Annotated in this window: 30 protein-coding genes; 26 read left to right on the plus strand and 4 right to left on the minus strand. The window is 53.7% G+C overall.

Annotated features, from left to right (window positions below; translation table 11 throughout):
- Positions 1-31 precede the first annotated feature (31 nt).
- The 24 genes from CEE36_02815 (at position 32) to CEE36_02930 (ending at position 19237) form a co-directional block, all read left to right on the plus strand.
- A complete protein-coding gene (locus CEE36_02815) occupies positions 32-1285 on the plus strand; it encodes a serine--tRNA ligase (protein TKJ43631.1) in 1254 nt (417 codons plus the stop codon).
- Positions 1282-2406, plus strand: coding sequence for a riboflavin biosynthesis protein RibD (gene ribD / locus CEE36_02820; GenBank protein ID TKJ43632.1), 1125 nt, complete (start codon positions 1282-1284; stop codon positions 2404-2406). The genes CEE36_02815 and ribD overlap by 4 nt, the downstream gene beginning before the upstream one ends.
- A complete protein-coding gene (locus tag CEE36_02825; GenBank protein TKJ43633.1) occupies positions 2379-2960 on the plus strand; it encodes a riboflavin synthase in 582 nt (193 codons plus the stop codon). Before ribD ends, CEE36_02825 begins: the two co-directional genes overlap by 28 nt.
- 401 nt (positions 2961-3361) lie before the next feature.
- Complete coding sequence (locus tag CEE36_02830) at positions 3362-4048, plus strand: hypothetical protein (protein ID TKJ43634.1); 687 nt, start codon at positions 3362-3364, stop codon at positions 4046-4048.
- On the plus strand, positions 4045-4635 hold the full coding sequence (locus CEE36_02835) for a hypothetical protein (protein ID TKJ43635.1): 591 nt from the start codon (positions 4045-4047) through the stop codon (positions 4633-4635). Before CEE36_02830 ends, CEE36_02835 begins: the two co-directional genes overlap by 4 nt.
- On the plus strand, positions 4632-5393 hold the full coding sequence (locus CEE36_02840) for a hypothetical protein (GenBank protein ID TKJ43636.1): 762 nt from the start codon (positions 4632-4634) through the stop codon (positions 5391-5393). Before CEE36_02835 ends, CEE36_02840 begins: the two co-directional genes overlap by 4 nt.
- A 178-nt stretch (positions 5394-5571) precedes the next feature.
- The gene (locus CEE36_02845) at positions 5572-6642 is read left to right on the plus strand and encodes an aminotransferase (protein TKJ43637.1); all 1071 of its coding nucleotides are present in this window, start codon (positions 5572-5574) and stop codon (positions 6640-6642) included.
- A 9-nt stretch (positions 6643-6651) separates the two neighbouring features.
- Positions 6652-7551, plus strand: coding sequence for a 3-phosphoglycerate dehydrogenase (locus CEE36_02850; protein TKJ43638.1), 900 nt, complete (start codon positions 6652-6654; stop codon positions 7549-7551).
- Complete coding sequence (locus CEE36_02855) at positions 7552-8841, plus strand: hypothetical protein (protein TKJ43639.1); 1290 nt, start codon at positions 7552-7554, stop codon at positions 8839-8841. It begins immediately after the preceding gene.
- 69 nt (positions 8842-8910) lie between these two features.
- A complete protein-coding gene (locus CEE36_02860; GenBank protein ID TKJ43640.1) occupies positions 8911-11679 on the plus strand; it encodes a hypothetical protein in 2769 nt (922 codons plus the stop codon).
- 171 nt (positions 11680-11850) lie between these two features.
- Entirely contained in the window at positions 11851-12339 is a 489-nt protein-coding gene (locus CEE36_02865; GenBank protein TKJ43641.1) for a hypothetical protein, read from the plus strand.
- A gap of 64 nt (positions 12340-12403) precedes the next feature.
- The gene (locus CEE36_02870) at positions 12404-12847 is read left to right on the plus strand and encodes a hypothetical protein (GenBank protein ID TKJ43642.1); all 444 of its coding nucleotides are present in this window, start codon (positions 12404-12406) and stop codon (positions 12845-12847) included.
- Positions 12848-12920: 73 nt separating this feature from the next.
- Positions 12921-13367 carry a hypothetical protein gene (locus CEE36_02875; protein TKJ43643.1) on the plus strand — a complete coding sequence of 149 codons (447 nt, stop codon included), beginning with the start codon at positions 12921-12923 and terminating at the stop codon, positions 13365-13367.
- Between the two features lie 73 nt (positions 13368-13440).
- Positions 13441-13896: a hypothetical protein gene (locus CEE36_02880; GenBank protein ID TKJ43644.1), complete on the plus strand. Its 456-nt coding sequence runs from the start codon at positions 13441-13443 to the stop codon at positions 13894-13896.
- Between the two features lie 73 nt (positions 13897-13969).
- The gene (locus CEE36_02885; GenBank protein TKJ43645.1) at positions 13970-14407 is read left to right on the plus strand and encodes a hypothetical protein; all 438 of its coding nucleotides are present in this window, start codon (positions 13970-13972) and stop codon (positions 14405-14407) included.
- Between the two features lie 67 nt (positions 14408-14474).
- Complete coding sequence (locus CEE36_02890) at positions 14475-14912, plus strand: hypothetical protein (GenBank protein TKJ43646.1); 438 nt, start codon at positions 14475-14477, stop codon at positions 14910-14912.
- Positions 14913-14987: 75 nt separating this feature from the next.
- Positions 14988-15428 (plus strand): hypothetical protein, encoded by a 441-nt coding sequence (locus tag CEE36_02895; protein TKJ43647.1) that lies wholly within the window; start codon positions 14988-14990, stop codon positions 15426-15428.
- A gap of 73 nt (positions 15429-15501) precedes the next feature.
- Positions 15502-15936, plus strand: a complete 435-nt coding sequence (locus tag CEE36_02900) for a hypothetical protein (protein TKJ43648.1) — start codon at positions 15502-15504, stop codon at positions 15934-15936.
- Positions 15937-16000: 64 nt separating this feature from the next.
- The gene (locus CEE36_02905; protein TKJ43649.1) at positions 16001-16450 is read left to right on the plus strand and encodes a hypothetical protein; all 450 of its coding nucleotides are present in this window, start codon (positions 16001-16003) and stop codon (positions 16448-16450) included.
- A gap of 69 nt (positions 16451-16519) precedes the next feature.
- The gene (locus CEE36_02910; GenBank protein ID TKJ43650.1) at positions 16520-16948 is read left to right on the plus strand and encodes a hypothetical protein; all 429 of its coding nucleotides are present in this window, start codon (positions 16520-16522) and stop codon (positions 16946-16948) included.
- Between the two features lie 71 nt (positions 16949-17019).
- Positions 17020-17469 carry a hypothetical protein gene (locus CEE36_02915; protein TKJ43651.1) on the plus strand — a complete coding sequence of 150 codons (450 nt, stop codon included), beginning with the start codon at positions 17020-17022 and terminating at the stop codon, positions 17467-17469.
- A 78-nt stretch (positions 17470-17547) separates the two neighbouring features.
- On the plus strand, positions 17548-17994 hold the full coding sequence (locus CEE36_02920) for a hypothetical protein (GenBank protein TKJ43652.1): 447 nt from the start codon (positions 17548-17550) through the stop codon (positions 17992-17994).
- 66 nt (positions 17995-18060) lie between these two features.
- On the plus strand, positions 18061-18516 hold the full coding sequence (locus CEE36_02925; protein TKJ43653.1) for a hypothetical protein: 456 nt from the start codon (positions 18061-18063) through the stop codon (positions 18514-18516).
- Positions 18517-18712: 196 nt separating this feature from the next.
- Positions 18713-19237, plus strand: a complete 525-nt coding sequence (locus tag CEE36_02930) for a hypothetical protein (GenBank protein ID TKJ43654.1) — start codon at positions 18713-18715, stop codon at positions 19235-19237.
- A 75-nt stretch (positions 19238-19312) separates the two neighbouring features.
- Here CEE36_02930 and CEE36_02935 read toward each other — a convergent pair whose 3' ends face one another.
- The 4 genes from CEE36_02935 to CEE36_02950 all read right to left on the minus strand — a co-directional run bounded on the left by CEE36_02935 (position 19313) and on the right by CEE36_02950 (position 23038).
- Positions 19313-19975, minus strand: a complete 663-nt coding sequence (locus tag CEE36_02935) for a TIGR00266 family protein (protein TKJ43655.1) — start codon at positions 19973-19975, stop codon at positions 19313-19315.
- Between the two features lie 338 nt (positions 19976-20313).
- The gene (locus CEE36_02940) at positions 20314-21729 is read right to left on the minus strand and encodes a hypothetical protein (GenBank protein TKJ43656.1); all 1416 of its coding nucleotides are present in this window, start codon (positions 21727-21729) and stop codon (positions 20314-20316) included.
- A gap of 51 nt (positions 21730-21780) precedes the next feature.
- Positions 21781-22407, minus strand: coding sequence for a hypothetical protein (locus CEE36_02945; GenBank protein TKJ43657.1), 627 nt, complete (start codon positions 22405-22407; stop codon positions 21781-21783).
- Complete coding sequence (locus CEE36_02950) at positions 22388-23038, minus strand: RNA polymerase subunit sigma-24 (GenBank protein ID TKJ43658.1); 651 nt, start codon at positions 23036-23038, stop codon at positions 22388-22390. The genes CEE36_02945 and CEE36_02950 overlap by 20 nt, the downstream gene beginning before the upstream one ends.
- Before the next feature lie 196 nt (positions 23039-23234).
- Between CEE36_02950 and CEE36_02955 the strand changes: the two genes are divergently transcribed.
- Positions 23235-24116, plus strand: a complete 882-nt coding sequence (locus CEE36_02955) for a hypothetical protein (protein ID TKJ43659.1) — start codon at positions 23235-23237, stop codon at positions 24114-24116.
- 308 nt (positions 24117-24424) lie between these two features.
- Positions 24425-24805, plus strand: coding sequence for a desulfoferrodoxin (locus CEE36_02960; protein TKJ43660.1), 381 nt, complete (start codon positions 24425-24427; stop codon positions 24803-24805).
- The last annotated feature ends 1 nt before the right edge of the window (position 24806 follow it).

Raw genomic sequence — 24806 nt, forward strand, 5'->3', positions numbered from 1 at the left:
GACATCACCTCCCTTCATTATATTATACCCCATGATTGATCCCAAGAAGATTCGCGAGAACCCTGATGAGATTCGCAAGCTTCTGGCACGCCGAAGGTGTCCGGTCTCGGTGGACGAAGTTCTGGCGGCAGACGAGGAGCGGAGAAAACTGCAGGCAGAACGTGATACGCTGAGGCACGATCTGAAAGAGGCGTCCGATGCCATCGGTCAGCTCAAGCGCGAGGGCAAAGATGCATCCGGGGTGATGACAAAAACCAAGAAGCTCTCTGCTAAGACCAAGGAGCTGGATGGTAAGCTCTCGGAGATCGAGGCACGCTTCGAAGAGTTACTCTGGCAGCTGCCCAACCTGCCCGATCCGGGCTCGCCGGATGAAGATACCGTACTAAGGACGTGGGGAGAAAAACCAGAATTCGACTTCCAACCCGCCGATCACGTAACCATCTGCGAGAGACTTGAGCTTTGCGACTTCCGCTACGCGGCATCTTACGCCGGTGCACGTTTTGCCGCCTATACAGGCGATGGCGCGCTCCTCCTGCGTGCGCTGGTAAACCTCTGCCTTGATCTGCACACCAGAGAACACGGTTACAAAGAGGTCTTCCCGCCGGTATTAGCCCGTGCTGAATCGGCAAACGCCGCCGGGCAGCTTTCCAAACTTGAGGATATGTACGCGCTCAAGGACGATCCACTTTATTTAATCCCAACCTCGGAGACAGCACTCATCAACCTGCATATGGGGCAAGAGATCAAGGAAGAAGACTTACCTCTTAAATACACCGCCTACACCTCCTGCTTCCGCCGCGAGGCAGGAACCTACGGCACCCAGACCAAAGGTCTCTTCCGCATACATCAGTTCGAGAAGGTGGAGCTTGTGCAGTTCGCGCATCCTGAGCACTGGCACCAGGCTTTCGATGAAATCCTTTCTAATGCTGAGAAGGTCCTTCAGCTTCTCGAGCTACCCTACAGGGTTAAGGCGCTCTCCCCAACCGAGGCCGCGTTCCAGGCATCACTCACCTACGACATCGACGTGTGGGCTGCAGGTGCCGAAGATTGGCTAGAGGTCTCCTCGATCTCCAATTGCGCCGACTTCCAGGCACGTCGCAACAAGACGCGGCTGAGGCTCGCAGACGGCAGCTTGATCCATCCACACATACTCAACGGTTCGGGCACCGCGTTCCCCAGGCTCATCATCGCAATCGTCGAGAACTACCAGCAAGCGGACGGCAGCATAAAAGTGCCTGACGCTCTGCGTCCCTACATGGACGGCAAGGAGCATCTGGGCAGATGAGTGACACCCTCTTCCCGGAGTTCTCTCAAGAGGACGAGCGCTACATGTGCATGGCTTTAGCTCTGGCAGAGAAGGGAAGGGGTCAGGTTTCGCCCAATCCCATGGTAGGTGCGGTAATCGTGAAGGAAGGTGAGGTGGTTGGCAAAGGCTATCATTCCCGCTACGGAGGGCCTCACGCCGAGGCTATCGCTATCGCCGACGCCGGGCTGCGGGCGGACGGCGCGACCCTTTATGTGAATCTCGAACCGTGCGTACACTTCGGGCGTACGCCTCCATGTGTGGAGAAGATATCCAAAGCCCGTATCCTGAGGGTAGTGATCGCCATAAAAGACCCGGACAGGCTGGTTAACGGCAAAGGCATAGAGTACCTGCGCCGCTCACACATTCATGTGGATGTAGGGCTTTTAGAAGACGAAGCTCGCGCGTTGAACCAGGCCTATTTCAAGCACCGCGAGACGGGCTTGCCCTTGATTATCCTTAAGCTCGCTACCACACTCGACGGGAAGCTAGCTACTTCTACAGGCGACTCCAGGTGGATCACAGACGAGGAGGCGCGGCGTTACTCGCATCAACTGAGGACCGAGTCCGACGCGGTGATGGTAGGCATTGGAACCGTTTTGGCCGACAACCCCCAGCTTACCGTGAGGCTAGTAACCGGGCGCAATCCCCTCAAGGTGATACTCGACACCAAGCTTAAGATGCCTGCCGATGCCAAGGTGTTCGATGAAGGCAAAACATTGATTTTCACATCACGCGAATCGCTTGCTCGAAGAGAAAGTTACGATGCGGCAAAGGTTTCGTTCGCAGCGGTCGACCTGACTGAAGATGGACGGCTGAATCTTAAAAAGGTGCTGAAAGAGCTGGGGAGAAGGCAGATCGCCCAGCTCCTGGTTGAAGGCGGCGGCATGCTTGCCTCCGAGCTGCTGCGTCAGGGCCTTGTGGATCGCTTCATCTGCTGCATCAACCTCTCGTTCCTCGGCAAAGGAATCGGCTACACCGACACCATTGAGTACTCCAACATCAACGAACGAATCTGTCTTAAAGACGTGAAGGTTTCCTGGCTGGGTAAAGATCTAAGACTCGAGGCGCGACCTTGTTTACCGGCATCATCGAGGAAGTAGGCACCCTTCGCAGGGTCACCAGTCGAGGAGATAACAAGATCCTTGAGATTGAAACGAGTTTGGAGCTGAGCGAGGGTGACAGCTTGGCGGTGAGCGGTGCGTGCCTGACTGTGATCAAGGTTGAACCAGGATTCCTGAAGGCAGAGGCGACAGGAGAAACGATCAAAAGGACGATACTCGGCGATCTGCACGCAGGCTCACGGATCAATCTGGAGAGGGCGCTGACATTGCAGAAGCCCTTGGGAGGCCATCTGGTGCAGGGGCACGTGGATGAGGTGGGTAAGGTTGCCGCGCTCAAGAAGACTCAAGACGCATGGCATATAGAGGTGGCGTTCTCACGCGAAGCGGATGGTCTGGTGGTTGATCAGGGCTCTGTTGCCATTGATGGTGTTAGCCTCACGGTGTTAAAAAAATTGCCTGGGCCAAAACTCACCGTTAACCTGATCCCAGAGACCCTGCGCAGAACCACCTTATCCGGGCTAAGGGTGGGCGATAAGGTGAACCTTGAGTTCGATATAATCGCCAAGTACGTGCGGGAACACACCCGCCCGTAACACCCGCCCGTAACACCCCTTAACCGCAGATTACGCCGATTTCGCCGATGGATCTGTTCTTTAATCCGTGTAATCTGCGAAATCTGTGGTTTATTCCTGCGGGAGCAAATCGCAAGGTAGATTCCTTTTATCCGCGGATTACGCCGATTTCGCCGATGGATATATTCTTTAATCCGTGTAATCTGCGAAATCTGTGGTTTATTCCTAAGCACTTGACACGTTAAGAACGCCCGTTATACTTGATTCCGGTTCTCTGGAGGCATCTGCGGACACGGGAACAAACGCACAAGCAACGCTAGTTGGAGCCTTAGCACAATGATACTAACTCCAATGAATAAGCCGGCACCCCCTTGACAAGCGACAGTTTTGCCCTATTCTTAGGCATACAGAGGAGGATATGAATGCCCAAAAAGGCCGATAAAGAACTGGAAAAGTTTAAGAAAGTCGTTGGTCTCCTGCGTCAGCTATACAAAGACGACGGGATGAAAATCCTTGTTCACCCTGACGGCGTTGATCTTAAAATTGAAGAAGGTGCATTGGAAAAATATATTAAGGGAATGGATTTGAAACTAGAAGAGGTGAAAAGTTCGATAGGGGAAATCTCCAAATTTCTTAACGTTACGAGAGGTAAGTACGAAGAAATAGAAATATCTGTAGACATACTTTTAGGCCCCCCTTCTGAGGAGGAAACCGAAAAAGCCCGAAAAGAAAGGGGAGAAATACTAGAAAAGAAGATAGGCATACTCAAAGAAATCGAACCGGAATGGGCCATTCGCAGAAGATCAAAAGCAAAACGGCGGGCGAAGACTCCCGTAGTTACGGAAGTCAGGTGGGAGATAAACCGGAGGCTGGCGGATGAACGTAAATCGAAACGAGAGTCGACCCCCTTTGCGACTATTGAATTCCGTTACTTAGAACCGCCTTTTGGTCCTTCCGAAGACCCTTTAGCAAGGATTCTATCACCGATTTTTGGAATCCATAGAATTCAAAAAAGTCTCTCCTTAGGGTGTGACAAGGAAGATATCCGTTATTTGATAAGCGAACTCAAAAAAATAGAAGATGAGTTAGCAACCGGAGAATCCAAGTGAGATATCTAGAGGAAAGAAACATTGAAGAAATTTTCCGCATCATGCGGGGCATGTTTAACTTGCATTGGGGCCATTTAAAAGAACATGCGACTGAAATAGAAAACATTAAAAAAACGGTAAGTGAATTCCTTAAGTTAACGCCAGAGCGTGCGGAATTTGTTCATCAGCCATCACGAGAACACAAGGAAATAAGGTTTTTAGTGATTCTGAATGATTTACGACTCGCAGCAGAAACTACGCTGGAGTCTTTTGATGATCTTGGGCAACGACTAGATTGTTTCTGTAGGGTGCAAGAGAAGGCAGATTCTCTCTATGAGGCAGTAAGACATCTTGACTTACGCAGGGATGTCCGGAAACAGATCGCGCTCACCATCAGAGACGCTGTGAGAAATATCTATGCTGAGGATCTTGAAAAAGAAAATCTCCAAGCACTGCTTAAGGCCATAAAGGTTGCAGCAAAGGAAGAACTTCATCCCTCAGATCATATGCAGGTATTAGAATTCCTTTATGAGGGCGACCTAGATGCATACCCGCATCTTGATGAAGACCTTTCCAAAATAATTGAAGAAGAAAACCAAAACGAGTGAAGCTTTTTCTCGACACAACTGTCCAAATGAACAGATACCTGGGTAAACAAAAGACCAAGAAAAAAATACGCAAAAAAATAAACCAAAGCACATCGTGTACTGCATCGAATTACGTTCTTGGTGAATACAGATGGACAATTGTCAAGGATGCGGCAATCTTTTTGAATTTGTTGAAAAGCTCTAATTCGATCAATGAAGCCGTCAATAGACTACCCTCTTATAATAGAAGAACGGAGAGAGTAACGAAAAAAATCCTTGGGCCAGTAATGGAGGAGTTACGGAACAGTGCCCCTAACCGACCGATGTCCGAATTAAAAGAAGCATTGCAGGAACGTGTAGAATATCTTTTAGATTGGTTGCTGGATTATTACTTTTGGGTAAGGATAGATAGGGATTCATTTGTAAAATCACCTGAATGCGTAGATGCACGGATTGAACCTTCTGCATCCGAAAAAATTTCATGTCCTCTTACAAAACCACCTCCTTGTGACATCGAGGATTTCTGGAGCCGTCACAAGGCGGAACTAAAGTCACTCGCCCATAACCTTCCTGATAGCCTGAGTAAATTTAAATCTCCAGCGGCATCCATCTTGAGAAATCCTGAAAAGGCGCATGGTAAGAAATGTCGCTACATCTTGGGGGATGCAATAATTGCCACACAATGTCCTAAAGGTTATCGAGTCTTTACAACCAACACCGGGGATTTCCAACCAATCTGTCAGGCGGTCGGAAAGTCCACTCCAATTGGCCTTAAATAATTATACTGTCTCATAACACTTGACAGTTCCAAAGCCCCAGATATACTAGAGTTCGTTTGACAAGATAGATGTAAAGACGCAGACATCTGTGTTGCTAAGTGGTTGGATTAAAACGTCTTAACAGAGGCGTTTTCGGAAAGTTGAATAGATTAACCCTCAAACCTCCGAGGAGGTAGTGATGCATAAGAAACTTTTCATCCCAGGACCCACCGAGGTCCTGCCTGAGGTTCTAGAGGCTCAGACCAAACCCATGTTCGGGCACCGCATGAAGGAGGCATCCGAACTGGGAACATCGGTAATCAACAAGCTGAAAAAAGTACTGGAGACCGACCAGCAGGTGATCGTGTGGACCGCTTCGGGTTCCTTGATCATGGAGGCATCCATACGCAACAGCGTCAAGAAGGGCGTGCTCAACACTATCTGCGGGGCCTTTTCCGAGCGCTGGCACAAGATGGCCAAGGCCAACGGCTTGCCATGTGGTGCTATTGAAGTCGAATGGGGCAAGGCCATAACGCCGGAGATGGTGGATCAAGAACTGGCAACCGGCAAATACGACGTGCTGTGCCTTACCCATAACGAAACCTCCACCGGCGTAATGAACCCAACCGATGCGATCGCGGACATGGTGCGTGAGCGCTATCCGGACGTTTTGATTCTGGTAGACGCCGTCTCCTCACTCACCGGTGCCAGGATCAACGTTGACAAATACGACGTGGTTTTGACCTCTACCCAGAAATGTGTGGCACTTCCACCCGGCCTTTCCTTCTGCACCGTCTCCGACAGGTTCCTTGAGCGGGCCCAGACCATCGAGCACCGCGGCCACTACACCGACTTCCTACTCATGAAGAAGTACATAGACGAGCGAGGCGGACAGACACCATCCACCCCCAACCTTGCCCTCTACAACGCACTCGACTTCCAGCTCGATCGCATGCTTGAAGAAGGCATGGACAACCGTTACAAGCGTCACTCGGATATGGCCAACCGCGTGCGCTCCTGGGCAAAGGAGCACTTTGATCTTTTCCCTGAGCAAGGCTATGAGTCCGAGACCGTGACCGTTATCGCCAACACCAAGGGCATAAGTGTGGCCGATTTGAACAAGGCATTGGCTGAGCGCGGCATGGCCCTAGCCAACGGCTACGGTAAAAAGCTCAAGGAGAAGACCTTCCGCATCGCCCACATGGGTGATCTTCAGATGAAAGACATAGACGAGCTATTGGCCGCTATAGACGACATACTCGGCCACTAGGAGGATGTAATGAAGGTTTTAGTAAACGACGCCATCGCCCCCCAGGGCGTCCAGAAGCTGAAGGACGCAGGATTCGAGGTGGTGGTGGATCATCTCGAACCGGAGGATTTGAAAGCTCAGATCAAAGACTACGACGCCCTCATCGTGCGTTCGGCGACCAAGGTGCGCCGCGAGATCATCGAGGCCGCCGAGAACCTGAAGGTGATCGGTCGCGCCGGCGTTGGACTGGATAACGTGGACCGCGAGGCGGCCAAGGAGCGCGGCATTGCTGTCTACAACACCCCGGCAGCGACATCCATCTCGGTAGCTGAGCTTGCTCTGGGTATGATGCTTTCCGCGGCCCGGCACATCGCACAGGGCACGGTTAGCCTCAAGCAAGGCCGCTGGGACAAGAAGAAGTTCAAGGGTATTGAGCTTTACGGCAAGACACTGGGCATAATCGGCATGGGTCGCATCGGCTCCGAGCTGGCCAAGCGCGCCCGGGCCATGGGCATGAGTGTCTTCTTCTTCGACGCCGTAGTCTCCGAATCCGAGTTCGGCACCTACAAGGAGATGGATGAGGTCCTGGCGGAGGCTGATTTCCTTTCCCTTCACCTGCCCCATAACGACAGCACCCATTACCTCATAAGCACCGATGCGTTTGCGAAGATGAAGGACGGAGCGATTCTTGTCAACGCTGCCCGCGGCGGTGTGGTTGATGAGGAGGCGCTGTATGAAGCGCTCACCTCCGGCAAGCTCAGAGCGGCCGCCGTAGACGTCTACGAGAGCGAACCTGTAACCGAGCACAAGCTCTTTAGTCTGGATAACGTGGTGCTCACCCCGCACGTGGGTGCCCAGGCCGCAGAAGGTCAGCAGCGCGCAGGCGTGCAGGTCGCAGAAAAGGTAATCGAGGCGCTCAAGGGGTCATAAGTGGCAACCATACGACCGTTCAGAGGGCTTCGCTACAACCCGGAAGAGATAGCTGACCCCTCTCGTGTGATCACCCAGCCCTACGACAAGATAACGCCCCGGATGCAAGCGGAGTATTATGATCGGCACCCGCTGAACTATGTACGCCTCATCTACGGACGCGAAGAAGACCGTTACCAGGAATCGGCGGATTTCTTCAACAAGTGGATGGAAGAGGGTCTCATCATCAAGGATGTCGAACCCGCACTCTACCCATATACCCAGACTTATAGGATTGAGGGTAATCCTGCCCCTATCACCCGCACCGGGTTCATCACCGCACTCAAGCTTCACCCTTACTCCGACAGGGTGGTGCTTCCGCACGAGCGCACCCTGAAGGGGCCAAAACAGGATCGTTTCAAACTCTTTTCAAAGACACATAAGAACTACGAGCAGGTGTTCATGCTCTACGCTGATTCCGACCGCAGGATCGAGAAGTTCTTTGAGCCTGCGATGGCCCAAAAGCCCCTGATGGAGGCGACGGACGATTATGATTGTATCCACAGGGTTTGGCGGGTTTCTGATCCTGAGGTGATCGGCAAGGTTCAGGAGGTTCTTGCTCCCAAACCGGTAATGATCGCAGACGGTCACCACCGCTACGAGACCGCGCTTGCACTCAAGGAGCATCTTGTCAAGGATCATCCCGATGTGCCTGACGCCTCGGCCTTCAACCACCGCATGGTGACACTGGTTAATCTGTTCGATCCAGGACTGCTGGTGCTTCCTACCCATCGCTACGTGATAAAACTGAAAACCGACTTCGATACCGCCAAAGCGGAGATGGCAGAGTATTTCGAGATCACGCCGGTTGCCAAGGAAGAACTTGCGGTCAAGGTCAAGGAGAACGCGGATAAGCACGCGTTTGGCCTCTATCGTAAGGACGGTTCCTGGCTTCTGCTGCTCAAGGACGATGCCGTGATGGACGAGGTAATGCCCGCAGATCCGCCCCAGATCAAAGCGCTTGACGTATCTGTGCTGCACAACCTGGTGATCGAGAAGCTGTTGGATATCAGCAAGGAGGAGATCGAGTCATACATCCGCTACGAGCGCTACGTGGATAAAGCTTTCAGCCGTGTGGATTCCGGCGAGTTTGAGATATGCTTCCTCATGAACCCGACAAAGGTCGAGCAGGTTGAAGCGGTCTCGGCGGCCGGCGCCAGGATGCCGCAGAAGTCCACCGACTTCTACCCGAAGCTCGTTTCAGGTCTGGTGGCGTTTGACGTTTCTCCGGGCGAGGTTCTGCCCTGGTAGCGGTGATAGCTTCAAGTTATTAAGAGTAGGGGCACGGCATGCCGTGCCCCTACAATTTAGGAGGAAAGGATGTCCCTGACGTTAGTTTTTGCGATACTTGCCGCACCCATAGATAGCCTCTGGCAGACTGAGTACGAGCACATACTTGAAGGGCTCCAGCTTATGAATCTTGAGGTTTCAGACCTGGGCTACGACAAGCTCTGGCGCGAAGACTCATTCAGGCTCGAGATCGTCAACGACCTCATGAACAACCCGCTGGACGTGCCTGACTACGTGCTTCTCTCAGGTAAAGAGATACGTGAGCTCTACCGGCCTTCCGACTACCTGAGGTTTACATGTCTGGAGCTTACCGGCAAGAGGTTCAGATCGGAGAAGATAAAAGCTGCAGATATCGAGGATGCGGTTAAAGAGGTGTTCGAATTGACCAGCCAGCATCTGGATAAGGCGTTTGAGGATTTAACCGAGGCGGAGCGCGACAGCCTCCTATACACCGCCCCTGCCTTGTGGTCTGACGAGGCCGACTCGTTAGAAAACGGCTACGCAGGCGCGCTGCATAAAGAGTTCGGGATAGAGCGCGATACGAGTTACGGGTTGAAGCTGGTTGATCTGCTTCGCTTATCCCAGAAGGTGGATATCCGCGAGCTGCACGTTGCAGGGGCGAGTCTTGCTGATGGGGTGGAACAGATCATACCAATGGCTAAGGAGCTACTTGCGCAGGAGAACCCGCCACAGGTGCAGGTGGAGGGGGTTGAAGGAGTGGTCTACGCGGTCTACGATCTCCCCGATGGCCAGAAATGCGTTATCGGCGGACCGTGGCATAACACCTATACCGGTGATTTCGCGGTGATCATCGATCTGGGCGGCAACGATGTCTACGAAGGACGGGCTGCAGGTGCGGTTGGCGAGCTGTGGACCGCGGTCAGCTTCGTGCTCGATCTTGCAGGAGACGACGTCTACCGCAACCGTACCAAGCTGGTTAACCAGGGTGCGGCGCTGTTCGGTGCGGCCTTATTATGGGATAAAGGCGGCAACGATTCCTACACAGGGTTCCACATCTCGCATGGTGCGGGTCTGTATGGGATCGGCATGTTGATCGACGAGGACGGAGAGGATTCATACAGGGCCGGGTTCTTCACCCAGGGGGCGGGCAACTTCGGATCAGGCGTTCTTGCCGATCGTGAAGGCGACGACACCTACCGCGCCTGGGACTGGACTCAAGGGTTAGGCGGCCCATGGGGATACGGGTTAATTGCCGACTACGAAGGCGACGATCTGTACTACGCTGGCGGGGTTCACATCCACCATCCCCTTACCCCTGACCAGTACCGCTCGTTCGCCCAGGGGTTCGGTTTCGGCTGGCGCGACGTGGCCTCCGGTGGGATAGGATTTTTATACGACCGTAAGGGCAACGATAAGTACATCTCAGAGATATACGCGCAGGCCACCTCCTACTGGTTCGCGTTAGGGATGCTTTTAGATGAACAGGGCAACGATTTGTACTCGGCGGCTCAGTACTCTCAAGGGTCAGGCATTCATTTATCGATAGGTGCGTTGATGGATCTGGAGGGCGACGATCACTACTTCTCGCGCTACGGTCCGTCCCAGGGTGAGGGGCACGATCTTGCGGTCGGCTGGCTTCTTGATGCCGACGGCGACGATGTGTATTACGCGTCAGGAGGTCAGGGGATCGGCCTGACCAACTCGGTAGGGATATTCGTGGACACAAGGGGTAACGACGACTACTGCTCCCGCGAGGGTCTAAGCCAGGGCGGGGCAAACTGGTCGCGAGGCACCGGGGGAGTGGGCATGTTTATCGACCTTCAGGGTAACGACCGCTACGCCGAGGAGGACAAGGGCGAAAATAACCACGTCTGGACCTCAGGCACCTTCGCCCTGGGTATGGACGTGGAGGCGGTCCAGCCGCGCAAGGAACCCTGGCAGGATACGGTTACCACCTTCCCTGAGCTGGATACGTTAGAGACTGACTCGGCAAGGATGGCGAGGCTGTTCCACTACGCGTCGCTGTGGGAGGTGCGCGGCGACATCGGCAAGGTAAGGACAGCAAGAAGGATGCTGAAAGAGGATTACGCAGAGCAGGCGGTCTCATACATCTTCAACTACGAGTTCTGCACCTACAGCGGGCTGACGCTGCGGGCGATAGAGAAGCATTTTGCGGAGTTCAAGGACACCGCCGCCTACTATCTCTATCAAGGTCTTGAAGCAGACAACGACACCATCGTGCGCAACTCGATCTATCTCTTGGGTCAGCTGGAGATCGAGGGAGCAGCAGACACATTAATCAAAAAGCTTGAGGACAAACGCAACGACTCCCTGGCAGGCTCACTGGTCTCTGCGCTTGGGAAGTTAAAGGCAAATCAGGCGGTTCCTGCGATAGTCCACTACGCCGATCATCATAAGGAACGCATGAGGATTCTGGTGGCAGAGGCTTTCTCAAAGATAAAGGACGAAAGGGCCGTACCTGTCTTGATAGATGATCTTTCGGATCCCTACTTTACGGTCCGCGCCGCGGCGATGGCCGCTTTAGCCCAGATAGGTGAGGCGGCACTTGAACCCCTTGAGATTGAGTTGGACAAAGCACGCAAACCGGATTATCAGGCGACACTCCTGCGAGCACTGCGCAACGTCTATACGAAACTAGAGGACGAGGAGAAGACCTCAGACCTCAAGGAGCGCTTGGCTGAGCTTGCGCGGCCCTATCTTGATGCCTCCTACCCCGCACTTCGCGAACAGGCGCAAAAGCTCTTAGACGAGGTGGAAGGCCGCAGCATACTCTCTCCTACCGAGCTGTTCGGCTATCCTGAGCAAGCTTGGGATTGACGGAGCAATCTAGCAGAAAGTAAGGGCGCCTTTAGGGCATCTAAGACTCCAAAAACGACGAGTGGGAAGGGGCTACCCCAACCAAATTCTTGATATCATTTTTTTGATTTATAACAAAAGCTCTTGACAATCATAAAATTTTGTGCATCATTAGGGATAGAAGGAAGATTTATGTCCTTCTTTCAGAAACCTTCAACCCAAGGAGGAGATATGCATAACTCCAAAAAACTCATACTCGCCGTCCTGGCAGTTATCCTGCTGCTGGGAGCCACTCCGGCGTTCGCTCAGCTGGGCGGAACCTGGGAGGGCATAGGTAGGGGCGAAGCTTACCCGCCCTGTCACCCTCCTATACACCCCTGGCAGACGTGGAAGGGCGAGATCCCGGCCACCCAAGATGTCTTCACCGGCGAATGGTGGGATGCGGACGGCAATCACGGCACATTCAAGGGCGTGGTGGAGTTCTCACCCATTCCTGAGATAGCATACGCTGAAGGCGAATGGACATGGTACGACCCCACAGGCCACTCTCAGCAACCAATAGTCGGCGGCAAGTTCAAGATGACGTTCTACATCCTGGAAAAAAGATGCGAAGGCACCTGGACATCCATCTGGCCCTCACCCAGCGATCACGGCACCATGAAAGGCTGGAAGGTAGATTAACCTTCCATGAAACTCGGAGGGGCAGATTTCTGCCCCTCCTCACAGATCACAAAAGGAGTAAGAGATGAGTAACTTCAAAAAACTCACGATCGCCGCGCTCGCGGTGATCTTTCTGATCGGAGCAACGCCTATTGCCGCCGAGCTCGACGGCATCTGGGAAGGCCATGGCGATGGAACCTGGCGGCCACCAAGCGGCATAGTACCTGTTCACCCCTGGCAAACCTGGAAAGGCACCGTCGAGAACGGACGCTTTTACGGGGAGTGGTACGATAGCACAGGCGCCCACGGCAGATTCCAAGGCGTCATACCATCCTTAACCCAAGAGGTAGCATACTGCGAAGGCTTCTGGACGTGGGTAGATGAAGGTTGCGACCCACCACGGGAGATCACCGTAGGTCCGTTCGAGATGGATTTTCACTACGTCATTGAAACATGCAGGGGCGCATGGTGGAGTGAACTTACCGCCGTCCCGCAAGGACACATGTGGGGCCGAAGGACAGGCCCGTAGGGCATAATAGAAACCAAGCAGGGGGCGGGGTTACTCGCCCCCTCATAAACCTAAAACCTCAAAGGAGGAACAAATGAGCAACTCCAAAAAACTCATAATCGCCCTCGCCGTGATCTTCTTGGTTGGGGCAACACCTGCCTTGGCCGATCTCGATGGTATTTGGGAAGGCTATGGTAATGGCAGCTACTACTTACCTGACGGTAGCATCATCTACCCATGGCAAAGCTGGAACGGTACTGTCGAGAATGGAGTCTTCAGCGGCTCCTGGGAAGATGACGAAGGCAACTCCGGCGGTTTCACAGGAGGCATCACATGCTTCTTCACTACTGTCCCACCCTCATATACGTTTGCCGGCTGCGAAGGAACCTGGACGTGGATTGACCCCAGCGGCTTAGAACCCATTGAACTAGGGAGCTTCTGGATGACGTTCAACGTAGACCTTGACACCTGCTGGGGCGAATGGTTGCCTTACACTAATGCTCAGGGTGGAACCATGTGGGGCTGGAGGATAGGAGACTGAGGCATAATAGAAACCAACCAGGGGGCGGGGTTACTCGCCCCCTCATAAACCTTAAACCAAAAGGAGGAACAAAATGAGTAACTCCAAAAAACTCCTCATCGCCCTGGCTGTGATACTTGCAGTCGGGGCAACGCCCCTCCTCGCACAACTTGAAGGACCGTGGGCAGGCAATGGCGAAGGAAGCTGCAAGACACCCACCGGAATCACTATCTACCCTTGGCAGGAGTGGGACGGCTTCGTGGAGAATGGAGCCTTCGACGGCAGTTGGTGGGACGGCGACAACGGCGGCAACTTTCACGGCGACATAATATCCATCAGCACCCCAGTCCCACCCGCGGAACCACATGACGTAGCATACTGTGAAGGCACCTGGACATGGGTAAATGACGAGGGGGAGGAGATATCTATGGGCCAGTTCTGGATGAACTTTGACCTCCTCTACGGAACATGCGAAGGTGAATGGTGGCCTTGCAATCGCCCTGAGCCTTGGGGCCCGGGAATCATGTGGGGCTGGAGGATAGGAGACTGAGGCATAATAGAAACCAAGCAGGGGGCGGGGTTACTCGCCCCCTCATAAACCTTAAACCTCAAAGGAGGAACAAATGAGCACCCCAAAAAAAATCCTGCTAACCGCTTTGGCGGTGATCCTTTTACTAGGGGCCACGCCTATTGCCGCCCAGATCGCAGGAGTCTGGGAGGGCACCGGTAAAGGCGCAGCTTACCCGCCCTGCCACCTACCTATATATCCATGGCAGAAATGGATAGGCGAGATACCAAACTCTGAAGACGTCTTTTTCGGCGAGTGGAAAGACACCCTTGACAACCACGGCAGATTCGAAGGCAAGCCTGCACCTTACTCCACTCCTGATGCGAAGGTGTTCAAAGGCTACTGGACCTGGGAAACCCCCGAAGGGATATTCAAAGGCGGCGAATTCACGATGACCTTTTACTTCTTGGAAGGCGAATGCAAGGGCACCTGGACATCCATCTGGCCTTCGCCGGGCAAGCTGGGAACCATGAGAGGCTGGAAGGTGCACTGAAGCATACAACCAACCAGGGGGCGGCCCTCCGCCCCCTATAAACCTTAAACCTCAAAGGAGGAACAAAATGAGTAACCCCAAAAAACTCCTCATCGCCGCGCTTGCGGTGATCTTCCTGCTCGGCGCAACGCCCCTTGCCGCCGAGCTAGACGGGTTCTGGGCAGGAACTGGCACTGGCTGCTGCCATCCAGAGTCCACCACCATCACCATATACCCCTGGCAGACATGGGACGGCTTCGTCGTGAACCACGAGATCTTTCACGGTGAGTGGCAAGATAGCTTAGGACACCAAGGCACCTTCGAAGGAAGAGTCGTCCAGATAGACTCAACCTATGCGGTTTTCGAAGGCACGTGGAGATGGACTGACCCCACCATACTCATAATCCCTCCTGTTATAGGCGAGTTCCATATGGACTTCGATCTTCTCACCCGCACCTGCCTGGGCGAATGGTTCTACCATGAGGACTACGGAACCATGCAAGGACAAAAACTGGAGACAAAATAAGAAAGAACAGACAAACCAACCAGGGGGCGGGGTTACTCGCCCCCTCATAAACCTTAAACCTCAAAGGAGGAACAAATGAGCACCCCAAAAAAAATCCTGCTAACCGGTTTGGCGGTAATCCTTTTACTAGGGGCCACGCCGCTTGCCGCCCAGATCGCAGGAAGATGGGAGGGTACTGGTACAGGCGAAGCTTACCCGCCCTGCCACCCGCCTATACACCCCTGGCAGATCTGGATGGGCGAGATCCCGCTCACTCAGGATGTTTTCACAGGCGAATGGTGTGACGCGGACTGCAATCACGGCACCTTCAAGGGCGAGATAGCCCCTTTCTCAACTCCAGAGGAAGCATACTGTGAAGGTTATTGGACGTGGGATGATCCTTCCAGCCCGTCCATCATTGTAGGCCATTTCAAGATGACGTTCTACATCCTGGAAGGAATATGCGAAGGCACCTGGACATCCATCTGGCCATCGCCCAGCGGTCCCGGAACCATGAAAGGCTGGAAGATAGACTGAGGTATACCTCGACAGACCATCAGGGGGCGGCCCTCCGCCCCCTTACAAACCTTAAACCAAAAGGAGGAACAAAATGAGTAACTCCAAAAAACTCCTCATCGCCGCGCTTGCGGTGATCTTCCTCGCAGGGGCTACGCCTCTCGCCGCCCAGCTCGCAGGAGTCTGGGCAGGCACGGGCGAAGGCTGCTGCAGCCCTCCCGGAACTACCATCTACCCTTGGCAGACGTGGAAGGGTGAAATACCCAACAGCCAAGACGTGTTTTCCGGCAAGTGGTGGGACGCAGATAGCAACCGGGGCACCTTCCACGGAAAGATAATAATCTCCAGTGTCACCGAAGCATACTGCGAAGGTATCTGGAACTTAGATGACCCTTCAGGGGCTTCAATCATTGGAGGTGATTTCAAGATGACATTCTACATCCTGGAAGGAACATGCGAAGGCACCTGGATATCCATCTGGCCCACCGCCTTACCCGCAACCATGAGAGGCTGGAAGGTAGAACCGTAAAGTCACAACCTAGGGGGCGGGCTTGTGCCCCCTCATAAACCTCAAACCTCAAAGGAGGAACAAAATGCACAACTATAAAAAACTCATACTCGCCGCCCTGGCAGTTATCCTGCTGCTGGGAGCCACTCCGGCGTTCGCTCAGCTGGCCGGAACCTGGGAGGGCACTGGTAGGGGCGAAGCTTACCCGCCCTGCCACCCTCCTATACACCCCTGGCAAAACTGGATAGGCGAGATCCCGAACTCTCAGGATGTGTTTTTCGGCGAATGGTGGGACTCGGACTGCAATCACGGCACCTTCAAGGGCGAAATAGCCCCTTTCTCCACTCCAGAGGAAGTATACTGTGAAGGCGAATGGACATGGTACGACCCCACAGGCTCCTCTCACCAACCAATAGTCGGCGGCAAGTTCAAGATGACGTTCTACATCCTGGAAGGAAGATGCGAAGGCACCTGGACCTCCATATGGCCATCGCCCAGCGAGCACGGAACCATGAGAGGCAGGAAGGTACACTGAACCTTAACGCCGAGCGGGGACGGGTTTCCATCCCCGCTCGGGATAAACCTTAAACCAAAAGGAGAAGCAATGAGTAACTCCAAAAAGCTAATGCTCACCGCCTTGGCGGTGATCTTTCTGATCGGAGCGACGCCTCTCTTCGCCGATCTCGACGGCATCTGGGAAGGCTACGGCGAAGGAAGCTGCGAGACACCCGCTGGAACCATCATCTACCCCTGGCAAACCTGGAACGGAACCGTTGATGAATACGGGTACTTCTCCGGCGAGTGGGAAGACTCGGACGGCAATCAAGGCACCTTCGAAGGCTGCATGGCGTCCCTGAACCCCCCAGTCTGCCCGGGGGTATGGACATGGAGAGACGATTCGAGTCTCGAACCCATCGAGATGGGCCTATTCCAGATGGTCTTTTACGAGGTCCAAGGAACATGCAACGGCGAATGGTGGCCGTACTCTGGCGCTCAGGGTGGAACCATGTGGGGCTGGAGTATAGGAGACTAAGGCATAATAGAAACCAACCAGGGGGCGGCCATCCGCCCCCACTTAAACCCTAAACCTCAAAGGAGGAACAAATGAGTAACCCCAAAAAAATCCTCATCGCCGCGCTTGCGGTGATCTTCCTCGCAGGGGCGACGCCGCTTCTTGCCCAACTCAACGGTACATGGGCGGGCGAAGGAGAAGGCGTTTGCTCTCCGCCTCCCCCTATACCTACCGACTTCCCCATCTATGCTTGGCAGAACTGGAAAGGTCTGGTTGAGGATAATGAAGTCTTCTACGGCGAGTGGTACGATAACCGCTGTAACAACGGCACCTTCAAAGGCGAGATCGTATTCGTAACTCCCGAGGATGCATACTGCGAAGGCGAGTGGCACTGGTTCGACGAACGCTACGACCCTCCGCGTGTCTACTACATGGGACCGTTTTCGATGAAGTTCAAGCTGGAAGAAGCAATATGCTACGGTGAATGGCGGACTTACTACAGTAATGAGAGCGGAACCATGAAAGGAGAAAAGATAGACTGAGGATATACCGGGAAACCGGCTAACCCAGGGGGCGGGCTTCCGCCCCCTGATAAACCCTAAACCTCAAAGGAGGAACAAATGAGCACCCCAAAAAAAATCCTGCTAACAGGTTTGGCGGTGATCCTTTTACTAGGGGCCACGCCGCTTGCCGCCCAGATCGCAGGCACATGGGAAGGCACCGGAACCAGCTGCTGCTGTCCACACCCGGGCACGATCATCTACCCCTGGCAGGCGTGGGTAGGTGAGATCCCCAACTCCCAGGACGTCTTCACCGGCGAGTGGAAAGACAGCCTCGACAACCGCGGCACATTCAAGGGCGAAATCCTCTGGATCAGCACCACCGTCGCCATCGCCAGAGGTTCCTGGTACTGGTTCGATCCTACCGGTCCCAGTCACGAACCGGTCTACGGAGGCGACTTCGAGATGAAGTTCTACGTCTACGAGAGGGAGTGCACCGGCACCTGGACATCCATCTGGCTATCGCCCAGCGAACACGGAACCATGAGAGGCAGAAAGGTACACTAAACCTAAAGCCGAGGGGGGCGCAAACCCGTCCCCCTCGGGATGAACCTTAAACCAAAAGGAGAAGCAATGAGTAACTCCAAAAAGCTAATGCTCACCGCCTTGGCGGTGATCTTTCTGATCGGAGCAACGCCGCTCTTCGCAGAACTCGACGGCATCTGGGAAGGCTACGGCGAAGGAAGCTGCGAGACACCCGCTGGAATCATCATCTACCCCTGGCAAACCTGGAACGGCAGCCTGGAGTCATGGCTCTTCACCGGCCACTGGCAAGACTTGGACGGCAGCTCCGGCGGCTTCCAGGGGGCCGTCATATCCCTCGCCAAATCCGTTGAACCGCCTTACCATACGGTTGCTCACTGCGAAGGAACCTGGACGTGGATGGATCCCAGCGGCTTAGAACCCCTCGAAATGGGTCCCTTCAATATGGAGTTCAATCTGGACATTGACACCTGCTGGGGCAACTGGTACTCCTATTCTAGCCCCGGAATTGGCGGAACCATGTGGGGCTGGAGGATAGGAGACTGAGGTATAATAGAAACCAACCAGGGGGCGGGCATCCGCCCCCGATTTTTTTAAACCCCACACGGGCGCTTTACGTGCCCGTGCGGGGACCCCGGACATTCAGACTCAAAGATGGAATCTAAATCCCCGGTCAGATGCTTTAATCCTTTACCCTCTTGATTTCCCCCCATAACTGGATACAATCCCTTAGGAGAAGTTAATGAAGACGGTTGTTGTTTACTATTCCCGCTACGGTAACTCGCGGGTGGCGGCGCGCTTGATAGCAAAACATCTTCAAGCACCCGTGCACCGCATAGAGGTCAAGCGCCACAGAGGAGTGGTTAGGTCTACGTTCTCCGCCCTTTTCGGGCGTCGTCCTGAGATCAAAACCATCCCTCTACAACCCCAGGACTGGGACCTGATGGTAATTGTTGTTCCGATATGGTCAGGCAGGCCGGCAACACCTCTTAAAACCTTCCTTGCCGAGACACGACTTGCCGAAAAGCAGGTGGCTGTGTTCTTTTCATACACCAAAACCGATCCCCACAAACGCCCTTCGCGCTGGATGCAAAAGGTGTTGGGGCACTTCGGTGCGCGGCTCGTTGCCGTAGGCGGGTACAACATCTCCCTTAAGAATCACACCGTACTCAAGCAGCGGATCTGGGACTTCCTCGCCCAGCTCCCACCCCAAGCCATCCCATCGACTCCCTCCAAGAAATCCGCCAGGCGCAGCCCTCAAAAATAGCCTGCCCCTTTCCAAGGTGTTGCACTTCACCATTGAACTCACGAACCCCTGTCCCTTAAACCGAATTGAAATGTTTTACTTGCTCTTCATCCTCGTGGTAAGCAGACCGATAAAGGAGCTGAGTGAGCGCGTCTGCATGATGACTTTGCCAGGGCCGGTGAAGCTTGCGACCAGGCCCTCGCCCGAAAGAAGTGTGCTCTTCAGGCCGCCTACGGCCTTTACGTTGTACTGCACGTCCTCATCGAAAGCGACCATGTGCCCGGTATCCACCTTGAGTTCCTGACCGGCAGGCAGTTCACGCTCGGTCATCGCCCCGTAGGAGGACAGGAAAAGATCGCCGGTGCCTGAGATCTTCAGAAGGAACAGACCTTCGCCGGAGAAGAATGTTTTGGCGCCGCCGAACTTCGTGTCTACCTCGATGTCTCCTACCGAGCAGATGAACGAGCCGGATTGGACAAACAGGGTGTTGCCGACCATCGGGACGTGTTTGATGTCGCCCGGGACGGAAGAGGCAAGGGTTACTTCGCCTGTGCCGGTGTAGTGGTTCATGAAGAAGCTCTCGCCGCCCAGGAGTGAACGCTTGAGTGCTCCGCCAAGACCGCCTCGCATCTTGGTTTCGATGTTGATGGTACCGTCCATTGAGACCATCGCTCCGGCTTCAGCGGTAATCTTTTCGCCCTCGCCGATCCGGATCGAAAGCAGGGAAAACGCAGGTCCATACTCTATCTTGTGTTCCATTTACGCCTCCTTATTTGATTGGCTGTGTATAATTCTCAGAATCGAGCGCTTGTCAAGCAATTTATACCCCACGTCTTCACTTCGTGAAGCCGCGGGGACCCCGATTTTTGCTCCTTTTTGCCTTCGGCAAAAAGATCGCAAAGGAGAAAAACACATTATCTCTGGGAATAAATCACTACGTCCTTCCGACTCCTGCGAATCAATTTCTCCGAGCCTCTACAAGAAGGCGAAGCATTCGTTGTTTCGGCAAAAACTTCCTCCCTGCGATCTTTTCTCAGTATGAGAAAAGGAGCATGTGAAAAACCGGGGCCGTGAGGCCCCGGCTCTTTGTGGTCTTTCTAGGGTCGGATGGTTAGAAAGTGCGTGTGCCCTCTACGGTTAATCTGGAAAAGGGCCACGTCTGCCTTCTCCAGATCACCTTTCAGTCTCTTTAACTCTTTGACGTTAGAGATGAGGATTTTGTTGACTTTAATGATTACGTCTCCGACCCTGATTCCTGCCCTGTCGGCCAGACTGCCGGGTTCGACATCCTCCACCAGAACCCCATGCTTGAGATCATATTCCTTCTTGATTCTGTCACTTATGTCTTTGACCGTTATGCCAAGGATAGATGTCTTGGTCCCTTTCTCCTCTTCGGGTACAGGCTCGATGCGGGTGGAGAGTTCCTCGCGGCCAGGGCGTTCGGCAAGCCTCAGGGTTATCTTCCTGCGTTTGCCTTCACGGATAATATCAAGGTCTACCTTTGTGCCAGGTGCAGTGCTTGCGGCAAGCCAGCGAAGCTGATCTACCGAGGTTATCTTTTCTCCGGCAAACGAGGTGATTAGGTCGCCGTCCTCCAGACCCGCCTTCTCGGCCGGTGAGTCGGGAACAACCCTGGTTACAAAAACCCCTTCTTCCTCGATATCCATTGCTTCAAGCACCTCAGGTTTGACTTCCTCGAGGTATATCCCCATATAGCCGCGTGAGATCTTGCCGTGCTTGATAAGCTCGCCTGCGATATCGGCGGCCATGTCAGAAGGAATGGCGAACCCTATACCTGAGTTCGCAAGCCCGTTCGTACGGATAGCGGTGTTGATGCCGATGACCTCGCCATTGATGTTGCATAATGCTCCGCCCGAGTTGCCCGGGTTGATTGCCGCGTCGGTCTGCAGGAAGTTCTGGTAGCTTGGACCGCCATATAGGAGCACGTTACTGCGTCCCTTGGCACTTACCACGCCCACTGTCACGGTTTGCTCAAGGTTGTAGGGGTTGCCGATGGCAATCGCCCAGTCGCCGACCTTGACCTCTTCAGAGCTGGCAAACTTCGCTACCGGGAGGGGGTCCTTGGCTTTGATCTTGAGAACGGCGAGGTCGGTCTCAGGGTCTGTGCCGATGACTTCCACGTCTTTGCCGGAGAACTCCCTGCCGTCTGACAACTTTACTCCGATATCCTTAGCGCCATCAACCACGTGGTTGTTTGTCAGTATGTATCCTCGTTCATCGAAGATCACGCCGGAGGCGGCACCCGGAACAAACCGGGGGGCACGTGGAGCAGGGATGTCGAAGTCCCAAAATTCAAAGAACTTACGAAGTTCTTCCGGGACACTCTCCTCGTCGAAATCGAACCCCTGAACGAATGGAACCTCCTTTGTCACGGTGATACCGACCACCGCCGGCGCCACCTTATCCACCACCTCGCTGAATCCTTCAAGCGGTACAGCAGAGTTGAGTGCTGCCGATGAGATAAGGATCAAAATGCTTAGAACTCTTCTCATCTTTTTCCTCCTTACGGTTATTATTGCAACTTTATCCTTACTCCTTACTCTTTACCTGTAGATGGTCTCCCCTACGGTAACGATCCACCCTTCGTCTTCTTGAGGTATATGGAACCGAGGCCCTTGTCTGAAGTGGGGGGTCTTAGCGGCCTCTAAGTTCTGCCTGGCCGTCTCATCAAGCGGGATAAGAATAACTGTATCATGCGAAGGCTCCTCATAGGCTGCAACATGTACATCTGAGTGGTTGGTTTGGGATGATTGACCGAACCCCTGAGCGTGTGCCAGCCCAAGCGGCGGGCCAAGGGGTTCGGCTGCGGGTTCAATTACCAGTGGTGTTACGGGTTCCGCTCGAGGCTCAGGAGTGGTGCTGTGGGGAAGAAGTATAAGGAGAGCTATTGCAGCACTTATTGCAAATCCCAGGACTATCCCGCGCCACAACCCCTGAGTTTTTGGAGCCTTGGAGGCAGAAATACGTGCACGGACGCCTGCAAGGAGACCTGGAGGAACCTCAACAGGCTCAAGGCTTTCTGCCAGATCCTTAATGTGAACAATCTCTGCAAGGCGCCTCTTACACCCTGAGCACCCCTTAAGGTGACTTGCCAGGTGAGTTTTTTCCGCTCCACTCAAATCCCCGTCGGCGTAGCGGGATAGGGTTGCATCAGACGGGTGTCGGCCCATTGCGCCTCCGGATTCCTTTAAGTTTTTTCCGCAAGATAACACGCGAACGATGCAGGAGCGACTTGGACGAACCCGCTGTGATACCCAGGATTTCTGCTATCTCTGCGTGACGGAAACCCTGGATGTCATGAAGCACAAAGACGCTGCGGTAGCTGGGCGACAGGCTTGCAACGGCCTTCTCGAGCTCAATGCGTGCATCGTGATCGCGCTTCGGCGAGGCCATCCACTCCTGAAGCTCGACCGTCTTAAGCTTCTTGCGCCTCATTCGATCAATGCAGTGGTTCATCGTGATCCTGTATATCCAGGTCGAAAGCTTCGAACGACCGGCGAACTTGTGCAAGTTCTTGTAGACCTTAACAAACACATCCTGTGTCGCGTCCTGTGCGTCGGCACGGTTGGCAAACATCCTGTAGCAGAGGTTGTAAACCATAGCCCCGTGGTTGGCATAGATTTGCTCCAGTTTCTTTTCTCGTTCGCGCTCCCCCACATCACCGCGGGCTTGCTGGGCAGCCTGCCCGCTTGTTAGCGTTACCGTTAACCCCTCGGTTTCCATCACTCTCTTTTGACGTGAAGAACCCCTGAAAGGTTCGCTTGCTCGCCTGGATTTGCCCATATCACGAAGCCGATTCATCACTGACTATACGTACATATTTGCCAAATTCAACACTCGCTCCTCGCGATGACAAAAGGAACCGGGCCGACCTTATACCCGACCGGGGCACGTTGTCCATCCGGTGACGACGCAATTATCCTCCCTCTCCTCAATTAAAGCGAGGCACCTTGACAATCCTGTCTCTCCCATATAATGATCTTAGAAAGGAGGAGTGATGAAAAAGACATCGCTTATTTTGACAGTGGCCCTGCTGGGTACGGTTTTGCTCTCATGCACTCCCCATATCGAAGGAGAACTGACCCTGCTGGTAGAGAACCATCTGGAGGCTACCTACTCCCCTCGCTGGTCTGCAGACGGCTCCAAGATATATTTTATACACTCAGATGGTCCCCGCAATCCCGACGAACCCGGACAGATCTGGTCGGTCAACCTCGCAGACGAGGCGCTGGAGACGGTCTGTGGGGATACGTTTCAGGCGATGGATGTCTCTCGCCGTGACGGTATCTGCTTGCCCACCTGGTTTGAAGGCGACGATTGGATCAGGGTGGTGGACATAGAAACCTGGACCACTCTGGACTCAATAAGGCCCGAGGGCATCTACGGTTACCCCAGGTTCTCGTACGAATCCAGCGAGGTCTTTTATTATATCTATCGGAAGCAGGGTTGGGATTCAACCTACCTGCACAGGGTCGAAAGAACCAGCGGCACGGACGAGGTTATCTTCGTCGCGGGGAAGGGCTACAGCGTTGCCCCGGGCCCGGGTGACACCCTGTTCGCCATAGGAGATGCGATCTACAACATCAACAGCGGCGAGCGAATACCACTTGATCTTGACCCTCAATTCGATGCAGCCCTTGATTGGAATCCGGCCAACCCCTCGGAACTTCTTATCTACCAGAGGGAATCCAACCGGAATATACTTTTATTCAACCTGGAGAGGGGAAAGACGAGCAAGGTTGACGCCTCACCGGACAAAGCGGCCTGGATAGACAACCCTACCTTCTCCCCGGATGGAGAAAGGATCGCCCTCGAAGCAGCCCAGGGCGGGGACAGCTTCTACGACTATCAGATCTGGATATTCGACTCGATGGATTAGAAAATAGCACCCCTCTCAGCCCGATTATCTCTTAGGCTCACATCCACATTCTAAATCAACTCAAGATTACCTTGATAATCCATACAGAAATAGTATAATTACTGCGATGGATGTAACTCCTGGACTGTATAACCATGTATCTGTCTCAAATATCAATTACTTACACTCCCAGCTTGACATCCCCCTTTCTTATCCTATACTCAAAAGGGTACTTCCAGAGGGCTTTCCCGGAAGGGTACGAGAAAGTGCAGTGAGATTTTTTGAAGAGATTATTGTTTCAAAAAATCCAAAAACCCAAGGAGGGTTAAATGCCTGAACTAAAAAAGATATACAGGTGTGAGGAGTGCGGGGACATGATAGAGGTCCTAAAGGAAGGCTGCGGAAACTACTCGTGTCACGGCGAACCGATGAAGCTTCTGGATGAACAGACCGCTGACTATAAGACCGAAAAGCACGTGCCCATGATCGAGAAGATAGAAGGCGGCTTCAAGGTCATCGTGGGTTCGACCCCGCATCCCATGGAGGAGGATCACTACATCGAGTGGATAGAGATTACCGATGATGCGGGACGCGTCTACCGCAAGCACCTTAAGCCGGGCGACGTGCCTGAAGCTATCTTCATGGTTGATTCCGAAAAGATCGCTGCCCGTGAGCACTGCAACGTTCACGGTCTGTGGAAAGGAGAATAAC

Source organism: candidate division TA06 bacterium B3_TA06, from assembly GCA_005223075.1.
Lineage (GTDB): Bacteria > Hydrothermota > Tepidihabitantia > B3-TA06 > B3-TA06 > B3-TA06.

Bases quoted from the DNA above. Each gene is read 5' to 3' on its own strand.
- CEE36_02925 (TKJ43653.1), top strand. From the start codon at position 18,061: ATGAGTAACTCCAAAAAGCTAATGCTCACCGCCTTGGCGGTGATCTTT.
- CEE36_02930 (TKJ43654.1), top strand. From the start codon at position 18,713: ATGAAGACGGTTGTTGTTTACTATTCCCGCTACGGTAACTCGCGGGTG.
- CEE36_02875 (TKJ43643.1), top strand. From the start codon at position 12,921: ATGAGCAACTCCAAAAAACTCATAATCGCCCTCGCCGTGATCTTCTTG.
- CEE36_02870 (TKJ43642.1), top strand. From the start codon at position 12,404: ATGAGTAACTTCAAAAAACTCACGATCGCCGCGCTCGCGGTGATCTTT.
- CEE36_02895 (TKJ43647.1), top strand. From the start codon at position 14,988: ATGAGCACCCCAAAAAAAATCCTGCTAACCGGTTTGGCGGTAATCCTT.
- CEE36_02860 (TKJ43640.1), top strand. From the start codon at position 8,911: ATGTCCCTGACGTTAGTTTTTGCGATACTTGCCGCACCCATAGATAGC.
- CEE36_02940 (TKJ43656.1), bottom strand. From the start codon at position 21,729: ATGAGAAGAGTTCTAAGCATTTTGATCCTTATCTCATCGGCAGCACTC.
- CEE36_02900 (TKJ43648.1), top strand. From the start codon at position 15,502: ATGAGTAACTCCAAAAAACTCCTCATCGCCGCGCTTGCGGTGATCTTC.
- CEE36_02920 (TKJ43652.1), top strand. From the start codon at position 17,548: ATGAGCACCCCAAAAAAAATCCTGCTAACAGGTTTGGCGGTGATCCTT.
- CEE36_02865 (TKJ43641.1), top strand. From the start codon at position 11,851: ATGTCCTTCTTTCAGAAACCTTCAACCCAAGGAGGAGATATGCATAAC.
- CEE36_02905 (TKJ43649.1), top strand. From the start codon at position 16,001: ATGCACAACTATAAAAAACTCATACTCGCCGCCCTGGCAGTTATCCTG.
- CEE36_02850 (TKJ43638.1), top strand. From the start codon at position 6,652: ATGAAGGTTTTAGTAAACGACGCCATCGCCCCCCAGGGCGTCCAGAAG.
- CEE36_02960 (TKJ43660.1), top strand. From the start codon at position 24,425: ATGCCTGAACTAAAAAAGATATACAGGTGTGAGGAGTGCGGGGACATG.
- ribD (TKJ43632.1), top strand. From the start codon at position 1,282: ATGAGTGACACCCTCTTCCCGGAGTTCTCTCAAGAGGACGAGCGCTAC.
- CEE36_02945 (TKJ43657.1), bottom strand. From the start codon at position 22,407: ATGGGCCGACACCCGTCTGATGCAACCCTATCCCGCTACGCCGACGGG.
- CEE36_02910 (TKJ43650.1), top strand. From the start codon at position 16,520: ATGAGTAACTCCAAAAAGCTAATGCTCACCGCCTTGGCGGTGATCTTT.
- CEE36_02845 (TKJ43637.1), top strand. From the start codon at position 5,572: ATGCATAAGAAACTTTTCATCCCAGGACCCACCGAGGTCCTGCCTGAG.
- CEE36_02935 (TKJ43655.1), bottom strand. From the start codon at position 19,975: ATGGAACACAAGATAGAGTATGGACCTGCGTTTTCCCTGCTTTCGATC.
- CEE36_02885 (TKJ43645.1), top strand. From the start codon at position 13,970: ATGAGCACCCCAAAAAAAATCCTGCTAACCGCTTTGGCGGTGATCCTT.
- CEE36_02880 (TKJ43644.1), top strand. From the start codon at position 13,441: ATGAGTAACTCCAAAAAACTCCTCATCGCCCTGGCTGTGATACTTGCA.
- CEE36_02955 (TKJ43659.1), top strand. From the start codon at position 23,235: ATGAAAAAGACATCGCTTATTTTGACAGTGGCCCTGCTGGGTACGGTT.
- CEE36_02915 (TKJ43651.1), top strand. From the start codon at position 17,020: ATGAGTAACCCCAAAAAAATCCTCATCGCCGCGCTTGCGGTGATCTTC.
- CEE36_02815 (TKJ43631.1), top strand. From the start codon at position 32: ATGATTGATCCCAAGAAGATTCGCGAGAACCCTGATGAGATTCGCAAG.
- CEE36_02950 (TKJ43658.1), bottom strand. From the start codon at position 23,038: ATGAATCGGCTTCGTGATATGGGCAAATCCAGGCGAGCAAGCGAACCT.
- CEE36_02830 (TKJ43634.1), top strand. From the start codon at position 3,362: ATGCCCAAAAAGGCCGATAAAGAACTGGAAAAGTTTAAGAAAGTCGTT.
- CEE36_02890 (TKJ43646.1), top strand. From the start codon at position 14,475: ATGAGTAACCCCAAAAAACTCCTCATCGCCGCGCTTGCGGTGATCTTC.